13 protein-coding genes are annotated in these 12584 nt (G+C 50.4%); 6 read left to right on the top strand and 7 right to left on the bottom strand.

The window, feature by feature from the left end:
• Nucleotides 1-40 precede the first annotated feature (40 nt).
• From ACJ67_RS11585 to ACJ67_RS14680, 3 genes are all read right to left on the bottom strand, one after another.
• Nucleotides 41-412 carry a YidH family protein gene (locus tag ACJ67_RS11585; protein WP_049639200.1) on the bottom strand — a complete coding sequence of 124 codons (372 nt, stop codon included), beginning with the start codon at nt 410-412 and terminating at the stop codon, nt 41-43.
• Between the two features lie 34 nt (nt 413-446).
• Nucleotides 447-2681 carry a bifunctional (p)ppGpp synthetase/guanosine-3',5'-bis(diphosphate) 3'-pyrophosphohydrolase gene (locus ACJ67_RS11580; RefSeq protein WP_049639199.1) on the bottom strand — a complete coding sequence of 745 codons (2235 nt, stop codon included), beginning with the start codon at nt 2679-2681 and terminating at the stop codon, nt 447-449.
• Between the two features lie 115 nt (nt 2682-2796).
• Entirely contained in the window at nt 2797-2970 is a 174-nt protein-coding gene (locus ACJ67_RS14680; RefSeq protein ID WP_018987103.1) for a DUF1328 domain-containing protein, read from the bottom strand.
• 319 nt (nt 2971-3289) lie between these two features.
• Between ACJ67_RS14680 and ACJ67_RS11570 the strand changes: the two genes are divergently transcribed.
• Both ACJ67_RS11570 and ACJ67_RS11565 read left to right on the top strand, forming a co-directional pair.
• Nucleotides 3290-3781, top strand: coding sequence for a hypothetical protein (locus ACJ67_RS11570; protein WP_049639198.1), 492 nt, complete (start codon nt 3290-3292; stop codon nt 3779-3781).
• A gap of 508 nt (nt 3782-4289) precedes the next feature.
• Complete coding sequence (locus ACJ67_RS11565; protein ID WP_156171678.1) at nt 4290-4733, top strand: DUF6232 family protein; 444 nt, start codon at nt 4290-4292, stop codon at nt 4731-4733.
• Nucleotides 4734-4802: 69 nt separating this feature from the next.
• Here ACJ67_RS11565 and ACJ67_RS11560 read toward each other — a convergent pair whose 3' ends face one another.
• Complete coding sequence (locus ACJ67_RS11560; protein WP_049639197.1) at nt 4803-5192, bottom strand: hypothetical protein; 390 nt, start codon at nt 5190-5192, stop codon at nt 4803-4805.
• Nucleotides 5193-5560: 368 nt separating this feature from the next.
• Here ACJ67_RS11560 and ACJ67_RS11555 point away from each other — a divergent pair, with 368 nt between their 5' ends.
• The 3 genes from ACJ67_RS11555 to ACJ67_RS11545 all read left to right on the top strand — a co-directional run bounded on the left by ACJ67_RS11555 (nt 5561) and on the right by ACJ67_RS11545 (nt 8847).
• Nucleotides 5561-6004 carry a DUF6232 family protein gene (locus ACJ67_RS11555; protein WP_049639196.1) on the top strand — a complete coding sequence of 148 codons (444 nt, stop codon included), beginning with the start codon at nt 5561-5563 and terminating at the stop codon, nt 6002-6004.
• Nucleotides 6005-6287: 283 nt separating this feature from the next.
• Entirely contained in the window at nt 6288-8108 is a 1821-nt protein-coding gene (locus tag ACJ67_RS11550) for an alpha-amylase family glycosyl hydrolase (protein ID WP_049639195.1), read from the top strand.
• Nucleotides 8109-8223: 115 nt separating this feature from the next.
• Complete coding sequence (locus ACJ67_RS11545; protein ID WP_049639194.1) at nt 8224-8847, top strand: hypothetical protein; 624 nt, start codon at nt 8224-8226, stop codon at nt 8845-8847.
• 108 nt (nt 8848-8955) lie between these two features.
• Here the strand turns inward: ACJ67_RS11545 and ACJ67_RS11540 are convergent, their stop codons facing one another.
• Entirely contained in the window at nt 8956-9591 is a 636-nt protein-coding gene (locus ACJ67_RS11540; protein WP_049639193.1) for a pyridoxamine 5'-phosphate oxidase family protein, read from the bottom strand.
• Between the two features lie 121 nt (nt 9592-9712).
• On the opposite strand from ACJ67_RS11540, the gene ACJ67_RS11535 reads away from it, so the two are divergent.
• Nucleotides 9713-10600: a LysR family transcriptional regulator gene (locus tag ACJ67_RS11535; protein ID WP_049639192.1), complete on the top strand. Its 888-nt coding sequence runs from the start codon at nt 9713-9715 to the stop codon at nt 10598-10600.
• Nucleotides 10601-10691: 91 nt separating this feature from the next.
• Here ACJ67_RS11535 and ACJ67_RS11530 read toward each other — a convergent pair whose 3' ends face one another.
• Together ACJ67_RS11530 and chrA are read right to left on the bottom strand one after the other, a co-directional pair.
• Nucleotides 10692-11255, bottom strand: a complete 564-nt coding sequence (locus ACJ67_RS11530) for an MOSC domain-containing protein (RefSeq protein WP_049639191.1) — start codon at nt 11253-11255, stop codon at nt 10692-10694.
• Nucleotides 11256-11291: 36 nt separating this feature from the next.
• Nucleotides 11292-12515 (bottom strand): chromate efflux transporter, encoded by a 1224-nt coding sequence (gene chrA / locus ACJ67_RS11525; RefSeq protein WP_049639190.1) that lies wholly within the window; start codon nt 12513-12515, stop codon nt 11292-11294.
• Nucleotides 12516-12584: the final 69 nt, after the last annotated feature.

Raw genomic sequence — 12584 nt, 5'->3', positions numbered from 1 at the left:
GCTTAAGCCTGCAAATGCAGTCTATCCCTGCTTGGCAAAACTAGCGAGTAAGCACTAACCATCCGCTTAATGCTGCAGCGGATACGGCCAGGAATAAATTGACCGCCGGTGGCAGCCAGTAAACATGGCCGCGTGGTTTTTCCTGTGTGCTGAGTGATTGATAAAACACCAGAAATTGGATAGCAGAAAAGATTGCCGTACAGGCACCAATAAGAATAAACCCTACCCCGATATACAGCGACAAGGTGGTTTGTGATTGCGACGCTGGGTGACCCTGTGCCATGAGCTGTATAAACAAGCCAAAACGCTCAATCACAAACCCCAGCCCCATCAGGGCAATGGCTGAACGTTGCCAGGCCAGTAAAGTGCGTTCGGCTGCAAAGTAAACGCGAGGGTCATCAAGGTAAGACATAATGTGCGCACGCTCCTGAAATTGTTGCCACTGTTTAAGTCTGCCGCTGGGCTGTGATCACCCCTGGCACTTGCTTTAATCTTCCTAGCAAATGCGCTAGCTGGTCCAGGTCAACCAGCTCGACCGTAAAATGCATGAGAGCAACATGGTTGCGGCTAAGGGTGTTAGCTTTTGTGGTATTGATTTTTTCACGCGCAAACAGCTCGCTGATATCACGCAACAATCCCTGACGGTCATTCGCTTCCAGAACGATATCGACTTCATATACCCCAGACTGTTTGTTACCCCATTGCGCATTGAGCAGGCGGTTGTGGCGTGCACTGTCCAGGCGCGTAATAAACGAGCAGGCCTGGCGGTGGATGGTCACGCTGTGGTGACGCGTCAGATAGGCGACAATCGGTTCTGGTGACACCGGCTTGCAGCATTTGGCCATGGTGGTTTGCACATTGCCTATGCCTTCAATCATGATGCCCGCATGGTTCACCTGGGAGGCGCTGGGGCGCTTGATCATCGCTGGCGAGTTGTCTTGTGCAACCGGTGTCAACTCCCCCTGAATGGTGATGGCAATCTGGTGCTCGCTGATATCGCCACGGCCGATGGCCGCCAGGCAATCCTCCAGTTTGTGGAACTGCAGCTTTTGCGCGACTTTCTCGAGTGGCAGGCTGCTGGCACCGGCGCGGTGTAACTCTTTATCCAGCTTGGCCCGGCCTTGGGCGACGTTTTCTTCAAAATGCTGGTATTTAAACCAGTGCCGCACCTTGGCACGTGCGCTGGCACTTTGCAAAAAGCCGAGGGACGGGTTCAGCCAGTCACGGCTGGGTGCACCATGTTTGGCGGTCAGGATTTCCACCCGCTGGCCATTCTCCAGCTTGGCATGCAAGGGGACGATATGTCCGTCGATTTTCGCGCCGCGGGTGCGATGCCCCAGGTCTGTATGTAAAGCATAGGCAAAGTCTATGGGGGTGGCGCCTGCGGGCAAATCAATGACTTTGCCTTGAGGTGTCAGCACATACACTTTGTCCTGGAATAACTCATTGTTGAATTGCTCCAGCAGGTCACCCTGATCAGCGACTTCATCCTTCCAGGAAAGGATCTGGCGCAACCAGGCAATTTTTTCGTCAAATTTTGCATCAGACTTGCCGCCCTCCTTATAACGCCAATGCGCTGCCACGCCCAGCTCAGAATGCTGGTGCATTTCAAAGGTGCGGATCTGTACCTCTAGGGCGAGGCCACGAGGCCCGCTGACAGCCGTGTGCAGTGAGCGGTAGTTGTTGCTTTTAGGACGGGCAATATAGTCATCAAACTCACCCGGAATCGGTTGCCACAAGTGATGCACCAGGCCCAGCGCGGTATAGCAATCCTTGACATCTTGTACCATGATGCGTACCGCACGCACATCATACAGCTGGTTAAATTGCAGATGCTTGCTCTTCATCTTTTTGACGATGCTGTAAATATGCTTGGGCCGCCCGCTCACTTCGCCCTCAATGCCAGCTTGGGCCAGCTCCTGCTGCAACTGCTTCACTACCTCCGCAATATACTGTTCCCGGTCGACTCGCCGTTCGTCCAGCATTTTGGCGACTTCTTTATAAAGCTGTGGTTCGAGGTAGCGTAAGGATAAATCTTCGAGCTCCCATTTCAACTGCCATACACCGAGACGGTTGGCCAGCGGGGCAAAAATATTCTGGTTCTCGCGCGCAATCTGCACTTGTTGCGCTGGGCTGGCGCCAGCCAAATGACGTAATAACTGGGTGCGCTCAGCCAGCTTGATCAACACGACCCGGATATCCTGCACCATGGCTAATAGCATTTTGCGCAGCGCTTCCAATTGTTGTGCGCGGTCACCGTGTTTGTGGTCCGCCTTGGAATCCGCAGGGTGCGAGCCATCCATTTCACTCAAGGCCTGGATATGTGACATACGCGAAATGCCATCTATCAGGCTCACAACGGTGGGATTGAAGCGGGTGGGTAAGGTGATAGACCAGTCATCCATAAAGTCTGGCACGGCATACAGAATGCAGGCAATCAGGCTGTCTGCATCCAGGTTCATGTCAGACAGGATAGACGCTGTCCCGAGTGCATGTTGTAACAGAGGCTGGCTGTTAATGGCGTGGTGTTGGGCATAGAGGGGGGCAGCCAGCTCTCCCGCCTCACGAATCTGCGCCAGCTCGCTGGGAGTAAACCGTTGAGGCAAAGACTCAACCCACAAACACAATGTTTGCGGATCAGTAGCAGTTGGAGCTTGTGCAGAGCGGTGACCAGAAACCATGCCCTATTATCGCCGCGATTCCGAGTCAGCGTAAAGATAAAACGCATCCTGACTCAGCTATCAGGATGCGTGACAAAAATGAATCAAACTAAGATTCGGATACTACAGCGTCAGTTTAGACAAAAAGGCTAATACCCAACACGGCTGCCAAGGCGATGCCTATCGCTAACAGCAGGAAAATAAAGAAAAACACTTTTGAAATCGTGGCGGCGCCAGACTCAATACCTCTAAATCCCAGCAAACCGGCGATAAAAGAAATGACAAGAAACAGCAGCGCGTAGTAAAGCATCAGTGAGTCCTTCGTTGATTACGGTGATGTTGACATCATAAAAGGTCGGTGCGCTTTGCCATATCGGATTTTGACTAGATGAAAGGTCAGAATGTACCTACGCGATGTCTATTATTGCGATGATTCAATGGATGATCACCATATCAAAAATGACTGCCCCCCTTACGCCCAAAGCGGAAATGCGGGTATATTAATAATAATTTTTAATAGCGTGGCTAACATCACTAGGAGTACATATGTGAGTGTGCGCTCACTGTTGAGTTGGAATATAGCCGCGTTTATTCATGTTGACGTTGAAGGATTTGAAAGGAGGAGGCTTATGTCGTTGGTTCATCGGTTGCATCTATTCGGGCGCCCATTATCCATATTAGCGCTGAGTCTATGGATGCCGTTGTCAGTCTTTGCTTCCAGCGATAGCGCTAAAGTGATCAGCACGCCGGTGCAGAAAAACATCAACAAAGCCGAGACCAGGCAAAAAGTGGTGGCGTTGCTCAATATGGATGAAGTCTTGCCGGACTGCCAGCAACAAGTAACGATGGCAAAGGTGAAAACAGTGCTTTACAGTGAAAGCGGTTTGACCCCAGAAAAATTCGAGGTCGACTGGCGCGGAAGCAAATTTCATATTGCTACCAATGTCGGTGAGAATCCGGTGTTGTCAATGGAAGAAATCCAGGCCGCGCATCAATTTATCAAAGTCGGCAAGCGTTACCTGATTCATTTTCAACTATGTGGCGATGGCAGTCAGCGTAGTTTGATTAATATGTATGCTGATCAGGCGCCCGTACGTCCGGCCCGTAAAATCAAAACCTAGGGATAGCCGGAATAAGTGAGCGAGCGGGATGAAGTGCAAGGCGCACGGAACGCAGAAACCGAGATAGTACGCTGTGTACAGCGAGGTTGCGAGTACCGCGCAACGCAGCAATTTGCCCGCATAGCCACTTATTCCGGGTATCCCTGGAACTTCAGTCCCTTTCGCAAATGCTGGCCAATGCGTCCTGCAAGGGTTGTTCAGGTGGCCGGATGTGTTTTGTGATGAAGTGGTTTACATATGCAAATAATGCACACTACCTGGATATGAGCGTATAGTGTTTTTATTCATTTATACAGCCTCATTGAATTAAATGATCGTATGAGGCTGTTTCACATCTCTTTAGTAATCGCTTCAAAACTCTCTCGTGCTTCCTGAGTAGTCCTTTACTTCCGCGGCATGCGTTTGTAGACGTTTGGTTTTAAAACGTAATACGCAATAAGCACGGGCATCCTGGAAGCTACTATTTCATCCTTTTTCGCCCGCTTCAACCCATTCAAAGGAGCAGGTCATGGATAAAAAAGTGTTTTTCAGTGACAGGGGAGTCATCATTAGCGACAGCCGGTTTATAGCTAGCGGCTACATATATAACATTGCAGACCTTAGCTCGGTCAGATTAGGCGTGATCAAACCGCCGCGCTGGTTAGCCATGTATAGCATTGGATTAGGTGTGGTACTCTTGCTCACAGAGGGGGCATTCTTTGTGGTCGGTGGTTTCCTGATTGTGCTCGGTATTATGGCCGGGTTGTTTGCGAAGACCCGGTACGCTGTCATTCTCAGGGCGAAGACAGGTGAACATAAGGTATTGCAGGACAAAAATTCGGACTACATCGCACAGGTAGTGTATGCGCTGGATGCTGCGATGATCAATCGGGGTACGCCATCAAGAATAGAGCCGGTCAGACAGATGCAGGATCATTTTGGTACACTTGCCACCGGTATTCCCACTCATTGAATGAGAGCGGTGGATGATAGGCGCTACATTGCGCTAACTGATTGCCAGTGCGGTTGAGTGTCTGTCATTTTACTCATCCTCACTGAAGGCATCATGAAAGTCAATCAGCTCAATCACGCCTTTTCTGCGCATATTGCCAATGAAAGCAATGCCTTCACGCGTCATTAGGTTTTCTCCGGACTGCCTACCTTCGCGAACATTCCCGTTAGCCCGCAGCGGTTTATGAAACACCTCTTTGTGATAGCACAGTGCCGCTTCGCCTATGCCAATTCTTTTGCATTTTTCAAGATCCAATACGCTGACCAGGAAGCTTTCCGCGCCTTTTGTCTCATGAAGGCGCTTTAAATCTATCACCCCAAGCGGATCTTCTTCTCTCAAAACCAGGATTTCCTCCCCGGTGTCATCTATTCGGATTAGATAGACCTGACCATCTTTTGCGACAAATGTTTTTTGATGCATGGGCGTCCTTTCTATCAATTGATTCAACTTCCTTTAAACGTAGTATAGCGCCTTAAACAGACGTCTCCTGTGACTCATTCGTGTGTGTAGGTCTTAACATTTGAAAATTCAGTTCCATATCATGTAATTGCGCGTATAGTGGGTTTTATCATTCTTTAATAAAGTCCCCTCCTGCAGTCTTCGGGCCTTAAGCTTTCCGGTACTTGTTTAATACCCCCCCGTGCTTCCTGAGTGCGTACACTTCCACTTTCGTCGCATATTTTTGCATCATAGTTTTAAAGCCTAACATGCAATGCGTGGGCGTTATAGTGGTTGTGATTTATTCATCCATTCTTCGCTTCGCTTTGGTTACCAAGGATTTACCAAGAATGGATAAAAAGGTTTTCTTTAATCAGTATGGCGTGACGGTGTCTAAAACGCGCTTTATCGTCAGGGGACAACTTTACGAGATCAATAAGATTTCCTTCCTGACTTATCAACGATTAAAACCTAATCGCTGGTTTGCAATGGCATGCATGGCGATTGGTGTATTGCTGGTGCTGGATGAAGGCGATTTATTCGCCTTTGGCGGTTGTTTGATTTTATTGGGCATTGTGGCATGGGTAGCCGCCAAACCTCAATATGCTGTGATGCTGACCATGCCTGAGGGTGAAGTCCAGGCGTTAGTCAGCACAGATTTGCCACATGTGGAAAGAGTGATCCAGGCCTTGAATACTTCCAGGGGGATGCATGACACGCAAGGTGCTGAGCCAGTCAGGCCAGCAGATCAAGGCAATCACTTCAATCCTCTGACGCCCCCTGCCATGGAATAGTGCACGCATTGAACCTTTGAGGGATCTCCAAAGGTACCTTGCCCCTCTTGCGAAAGCGAGAGGGTTTTTTTACGAGTTTCTTGCCAGTGCTTATGTCTCTTTAAGTTTCTCTACAGGCTGGTTTTACTTGATCTTTCATACGACCCGTTTTGACAGAAAATACTGACAAAAATATCAGAATTGAACGCCTTTTTTCGCGGTTGCGCTTTATATACATTCTTGGCATTTGCACGATATTTCATGATGCGACGCCATTAATCACCTATCCCGGAGATAAGCCCTTATGCCCACTGCCAGCGCACAACCACTCAATCCTCCCGTGACCGACCCACTGCCCGGTATGGGGGCTATCCCGCATGCCGATGGGGTCGCTTTCCGCGTTTGGGCGCCCAATGCACAAAAAGTATCTGTGATTGGCTCATTCAATGATTGGCAAGCCGGAGTCGATGAGTGTATCAGCGAAGACAACGGCTATTGGTATATCAATATCAACAATGCACAACCGGGAGATGAATACAAATTTCACCTGGTGAATGGCGAGCAGCAAATGGAGCGCATAGACCCTTACGCCAGAATCGTTACCAATTCGGTTGGCAACGGCGTGATCCCGGCGGGGGATTTCTTTGTGCAGCCATCTTCTCCATTTGAAATGCCTGCCTGGAATGAGTTGGTGATTTACGAGTTGCATATTGGGACCTTTAACGCCAAAGACGGGCATGTCGGCACATTCGATACCGCCATTGAGCGGTTGCCACATCTGAAGGCCTTAGGCATTAATGCCGTTGAGGTCATGCCAATCGCTGAATTTGCCGGCGATTACTCCTGGGGTTATAACCCGGCACATCCTTATGCGGTGGAGAGCGCTTACGGTGGGCCAGAGGCGTTTAAGCGCTTTGTCGCCGCAGCACATGAGATGGGCATCGCAGTGATTGTCGATGTGGTATACAACCACTTTGGCCCTTCTGATATCAGCCTGTGGCAGTTTGATGGCTGGCACGAAAATAACAAAGGTGGCATTTATTTTTATAACGACTGGCGTTCGGCTACGCCTTGGGGAGATACACGCCCGGATTATGGCCGTGGTGAAGTGCGCAAATATATTTTTGATAATGCCATGATGTGGCTGGACGATTACAACGCTGATGGGCTGCGTTATGACATGACGCTATATATCCGCAGTGTAGAAGCCAGCGCACAAAACCTGATTGCTGAAGGCTGGAGCCTGCTGCAATGGATTAACAGCGAAGTGGAAGCACGACATCCTGGCAAAATCACCATTGCCGAAGACCTGCAAAATAGCGCAGAGCTGACGCTGAAACGTGATGATGGTGGCGCCCATTTTGGTAGCCAGTGGGATGCCGGGTTTGTGCATCCTGTCCGTGCTGCCCTGGTTGAAATGAATGACGCCAACCGCTCCATGGCGGCTGTGCGCGATGCCATACTTAACCAATATAACCACGATGCTTTTCAGCGCGTGATCTATACTGAATCGCATGACGAAGTTGCCAATGGTAAGCAACGCCTTGTTTCAGAAATTGACCCAAGCGAACAGCCAGGCCGCTACGCTATCAAGCGCTCATGCCTGGGGGCCGCGCTGGTCATGACCGCGCCGGGGATTCCCATGCTGTTCCAGGGGCAGGAGTTCTTACGTGACCAATGGTTCCGTGATGACCGTCCTATTGACTGGCATCGGGCGGAAGAATATGCCGACATTACCACCATGTATCGTGACCTGATTAATTTGCGGCTGAATAAGGCAGGATACTCTGCGGGACTCACGGGGCAACATACCGCTGTTTATCATGTGAATGACCATGATAAATTGATTGCCATGCACCGCTGGAAAGAAGGCGGTGTGGGTGACGATGTCATCGTCATATTCAATTTTGCCGAAGGTCGTAAAGAGAATTATGTGATTGGTCTGCCTCGTGGCGGAGAATGGAAGCTACGTTTCAATAACGATGCCGGCCTATATAACGAACAGCTGGACCAGACTCCTTCCGGGGATATCACAGCCAATGAAGAAGGGCGCGACGGTTATGACTTCTCTGCAACTATCACCATCGGTGCCTATGCTTGCCTGATTTATTCGCAGGATCAATGACAGCGCTTTAACTCTGTAATTAGCCGGCATTCATGTGGCTAATTCAAATAATAAAATCATGGCGTTCGCTTTATATTGATGGCAAATATCAAGCCCAATTGAGATAGGAGGCGTCATGGCGGTAAATGGTGTGAGTGCATACAGTGCCAATCAGGTTCAAACTGCAACCAACTGGCAGCAAGCCAAGCAGACCATCGTTTCTCTCGATAGCGCTTTGAAATCAGGCGACCTGAAGGCGGCTAAAGACGCGTTCTCAAAGCTAAGCCAGTTGAAGACTATCGATAGTCATAGTCCTCTTTTCAAGATAGGCCAGGCGTTGCAAAAAGACGATATTCAGTCTGCCTGGCAGGTGGTGAATCCAGCGCAAACCGGGTCAAGTGATCTGACCACGCCTCTAGCCTGGCAACAGCTGACCAAGCTGGCCTCTGGGGTTGATACCAATAGCGCCGTGTCAGTAAACAACAAGCTTTCCAGCCTGCTTAATTATTTGTCTGCGGGCGATACTGGTGCCAATAACAATAGCACCAGCTATACATCGGGGATTATTAATCAGGTGTTATCACAAATTAATAACAGCAGTGCCAGTGCTAAAGTTTCACTAGGGAATTCTGCTTCGACAGAAAATGTAGAGTTATATACGCAGTTAGCACAACAGGTGAAAAATAATCCGCAATTGGCCTCGTTGCTGGTCGAGCGCCTCAAAGCGCAATCGTCTAATGGCGTGTTCAGCTATCTGTAAAAAGCTGCCTTTCATGGCTGCGCATGAATATGTCCAGACCGTCACGATCATCAAAATGGCTGCCACTTAGGGCAGCCATTTAATCTTCAGGGGGTTAGCGCCTAACCCTTAACTCATTAGTTTTTCTTCCAGCGCTTTCAACCGGCTTTCCAGCGCTGCAATCTTCTGATCACGCTCCCTGATCACCGGGATGACATCCTCTGCCTTAAGCAGTTGAGGAATATGCTTGGGGCAATTTGCATCCCAGGCTTTGAGGGTAAACACAATCACGCGCTCGACTTTTGCTGCATAGTCTGGCGAGGATACGCGGGCGGTCAGTTCCTGGTCACCTGTGACCACTTTGGCTTCTCCCCAGATTTTGACGCGTTGCGCATTGGCATAGTCCATCAAGAATAGCTGTGCTTTGGGATTCTCATCCAGGTTACCGGCCGTGATGTATTGCTTGTTGCCGGCATAGTCGGCAAAGGCCAGGGTTTGCTCGTCAAGCACATGCAAAAATCCACGAGGGCCGCCGCGATGCTGCATATACGGCTGACCTTGAGCATTGGCGGTGGCCATGTAAAAGCTGGTCTGCGCTGCAATAAACTCTGCCAGTATCGGCGTGACCCGTGACTCCCAGCCGCGTGAAGCTTCAAAGTTTGCATAACCTGCCCTGGAGCCATTTTCCTCTTGCCTGGCTTTGACTGACGGTGTGAATACCACATCACTCGGTGACGCTAAAGTTGAAACCAGTCTGGCAGTCATGATTTTCTCCTTGGTTTGTTTACGCATGACCAAATTTTAGTCAATAATGGTGGCGAGAAAATCGTGGCTAGCCGCAATACATTATTTCATCAGGAGAAATACGATCGATCAGTTTCACTTAATGCGGGTGTTTGCCAGCGTCGCTGAAGAAGGCGGGTTTGCCGCGGCCTCACGCAAGCTGGACCTTTCCCCAGCGGCAGTGACGCGTGCCGTGGTGGCGCTCGAAGAGCAATTGGGCGCCAGGTTGTTGCAGAGAACCACGCGCAATGTGCGTTTTACGGATGCAGGCCGTCAGTACTACGAAAATGTGCGGGCCATCCTGATAAGCATTGCAGAGGCCAATGAGGCCGTGGCAGAAAGTAATGCGACGCCGCGCGGTACGCTCTCGATCACGGCGCCTGTGATGTTTGGGCGCATGTTTGTCATGCCCAGTGTGATTGACTACATGCAACGTTATCCGCAGGTGAAGTTGATTGCGCATTTAGTCGACCGCGTGACCAACCTGGTGGATGAAGGTATGGATGTGGCGATCCGTATTGGTCACCTGCCTGATTCCGGCTTGCGCGCCATTAAAGTGGGTCACGTGCGGCGGGTTTTGTGCGCATCGCCAGACTATCTAGATAAGTTTGGGTCACCTGAACACCCAGCTGAGCTGGCTAAGCATTCGATTATCTCCTCCAGCCATGTTTCGCCACACACCGAGTGGCGATTCAACGCTGAAAAAGAAGCGTTATTGGTCAGGCTGGGTCCACGATTGACGGTCACCAGCAATGATGCGGCACTCTCGGCCGCCGTGAGTGGATTAGGCATCGCGCGCTTACTTTCCTATCAAGTATGGAGCGAGGTTGAGAAGGGTTCTTTGCGATTAATACTGGAAGCGTACGAAGAAGAGCCATGGCCAGTGCATGTCGTCCACCGGGAAGACAAGTTAGGTTCTTCCAAGGTCCGGAGTTTCATAGACAATATTGTTGATGTCCTGCGTAGTCATACAAAATTAAATCCCAGGTAATATCGCTTAGCAGACCAACCCATTCGTTAATGATGTCTGTCTGTGTACGTATGGTGGGTGTGTCAGTCGCCAGCTTTGCGTGTTCCTGCTGCTAAAGCGGGAGTGAAGATTGCAGCGGGTGACCAGGAGTCGTCCCTGTCACCACTTGTACCGTGTCTCCAGCACGCAACAGACCACCGCTCACAAGGCGTGCTGTGACGCCGCCATGTCCCCGCATGGCATTATAGCCACCTGCACCCAGCACCTGCTCCATACGTGAGCAGGGCTCACATGGCCCGGTCACTTCCATGACGACATCGCCTATCACCAGGTGCATGGGCTGATCTTTAAACAATGCTTTGGCCGCCAGCAGGTTGAGGCCGGAGACAATCAGGTTGCGCCTGAGTAATGCCGGATCAATGGCTGCGTGACCAGTCAGCGCTGCAATCACGGGTAAATGCTCTGCTTGCAATAAGGTCACTTGCCGTTTGCTGCCATTTGGCTGCGATGAAGCGCGCAAACTGGCGCGATCCCCTTGCAGGCCAAGGTTGGCAAGGGCCAGGACTTGATTTGCTGACAAACAAGGCTGACCACGCTCTGGACGCAGGTAAATGGCCTCCAGTTGTCCGGCTTGACTAAAGTGTTGCATCAATTGACGCAGGTTGGTGGTTTGCATGGGCTGAACGGTATCGTAAAGTGAGCGGCGATTCAGTTATAAAGCTGAGGTTAATAACGTAGCGGCGAGGGCACCAATCATCACAACCAGCCAGGGCGGCAGCTTCCAGAACATCAGCATTAAAAAAGCCAGTAATGCCAAACCGAAATCTTGTGAGCTGAGAATCGCACTTGTCCAGACCGGGTTGTAGAAGGCAGCGATCAACAACCCGACCACCGCAGCGTTGATTCCCAGCATCGCATGTTGGATCGAGGGATATTGACGAATGGATTCCCAAAGTGGCAGCGCACCCAAGACAAGCAAAAATGCCGGTAAGAATATCGCTGCCAACGCAACTCCCCCCCCGAGCAAGCCGTTGGGTTGTGCATTTGACACCGCGCCCAGGTATCCAGCGAACGTGAATAAAGGGCCTGGCACAGCCTGGGCGGCACCATAGCCTGCCAGAAATAAATCATTCGACACCCATCCTTGTGACACCGTTTCTGCCTGTAAAAGTGGCAAGACGACATGTCCGCCACCAAATACCAGTGAACCGGCCCTGAAATAGCTATCAAACATTGCGAGCAGATGGCTGTCATAGCCATCATGCATGATCGGAATGAATAACAGTAATGATATAAAAACCGAAAGTATGATGATTCCGCTTGCCTTGCTGATGGGCACTTGCATGGGTTGATGAGGTAAGCCATGGTGATGTTTTAGCCAAAAGCAGCCGACGATTCCTGACAGGATGATCACACCGAGTTGCGAGTATAAGCCCGGGGCACAAGCCACAATCATTGCTGAAATGATCGCCAGCGTGGCTCTTCTGGCGTCCGGGCAAAGCGTCTTGCTCATTCCCCAGATGGCTTGCGCAACCACGGCCACTGCCACAACTTTTAAGCCATGCAGCCATGGTCCTTCGGAGAGACCGCTGACATGGGTGAGCAATCCGGCAAACATCACCAACGCGATAAACGAAGGTAACGTAAAGCCCAGCCACGATGCAAAAGCGCCAGCGATCCCGCCGCGTGATAATCCGATGGCAATGCCTACTTGGCTGGAAGCTGGCCCGGGCAAAAACTGGCAAAGAGCCACCAGGTCGGCATAAGCATGCTCAGTGAGCCATCGACGCTTAGTCACAAACTCCTCCCGAAAGTAAGCCAGGTGCGCGATGGGGCCACCAAAACTTGTCAGGCCAAGCTTGAGGAAGATGATAAAAATATGAACAAGAGAGCTTTGGGCATTCTCGCTACTTGATGACTGGTCTGACGTACTCATGTCATTTATTTTTTAGACAAAAATGCATTATAACGCATCAATATTTCATGCATTTTAATGGGTTGGAGC

The organism is Methylophilus sp. TWE2 (assembly GCF_001183865.1).
Classification (GTDB): Bacteria; Pseudomonadota; Gammaproteobacteria; order Burkholderiales; family Methylophilaceae; genus Methylophilus.
This window is presented reverse-complemented; position numbering and strand designations above follow the sequence as displayed.

Excerpts from the sequence above, each read along its gene's own strand:
- chrA (WP_049639190.1), bottom strand. The coding sequence starts at position 12,515 with ATGAGTACGTCAGACCAGTCATCAAGTAGCGAGAATGCCCAAAGCTCT.
- ACJ67_RS11585 (WP_049639200.1), bottom strand. The coding sequence starts at position 412 with ATGTCTTACCTTGATGACCCTCGCGTTTACTTTGCAGCCGAACGCACT.
- ACJ67_RS11560 (WP_049639197.1), bottom strand. The coding sequence starts at position 5,192 with ATGCATCAAAAAACATTTGTCGCAAAAGATGGTCAGGTCTATCTAATC.
- ACJ67_RS11550 (WP_049639195.1), top strand. The coding sequence starts at position 6,288 with ATGCCCACTGCCAGCGCACAACCACTCAATCCTCCCGTGACCGACCCA.
- ACJ67_RS11540 (WP_049639193.1), bottom strand. The coding sequence starts at position 9,591 with ATGACTGCCAGACTGGTTTCAACTTTAGCGTCACCGAGTGATGTGGTA.
- ACJ67_RS11545 (WP_049639194.1), top strand. The coding sequence starts at position 8,224 with ATGGCGGTAAATGGTGTGAGTGCATACAGTGCCAATCAGGTTCAAACT.
- ACJ67_RS11535 (WP_049639192.1), top strand. The coding sequence starts at position 9,713 with ATGCGGGTGTTTGCCAGCGTCGCTGAAGAAGGCGGGTTTGCCGCGGCC.
- ACJ67_RS11530 (WP_049639191.1), bottom strand. The coding sequence starts at position 11,255 with ATGCAAACCACCAACCTGCGTCAATTGATGCAACACTTTAGTCAAGCC.
- ACJ67_RS11580 (WP_049639199.1), bottom strand. The coding sequence starts at position 2,681 with ATGGTTTCTGGTCACCGCTCTGCACAAGCTCCAACTGCTACTGATCCG.
- ACJ67_RS14680 (WP_018987103.1), bottom strand. The coding sequence starts at position 2,970 with ATGCTTTACTACGCGCTGCTGTTTCTTGTCATTTCTTTTATCGCCGGT.
- ACJ67_RS11570 (WP_049639198.1), top strand. The coding sequence starts at position 3,290 with ATGTCGTTGGTTCATCGGTTGCATCTATTCGGGCGCCCATTATCCATA.
- ACJ67_RS11555 (WP_049639196.1), top strand. The coding sequence starts at position 5,561 with ATGGATAAAAAGGTTTTCTTTAATCAGTATGGCGTGACGGTGTCTAAA.
- ACJ67_RS11565 (WP_156171678.1), top strand. The coding sequence starts at position 4,290 with ATGGATAAAAAAGTGTTTTTCAGTGACAGGGGAGTCATCATTAGCGAC.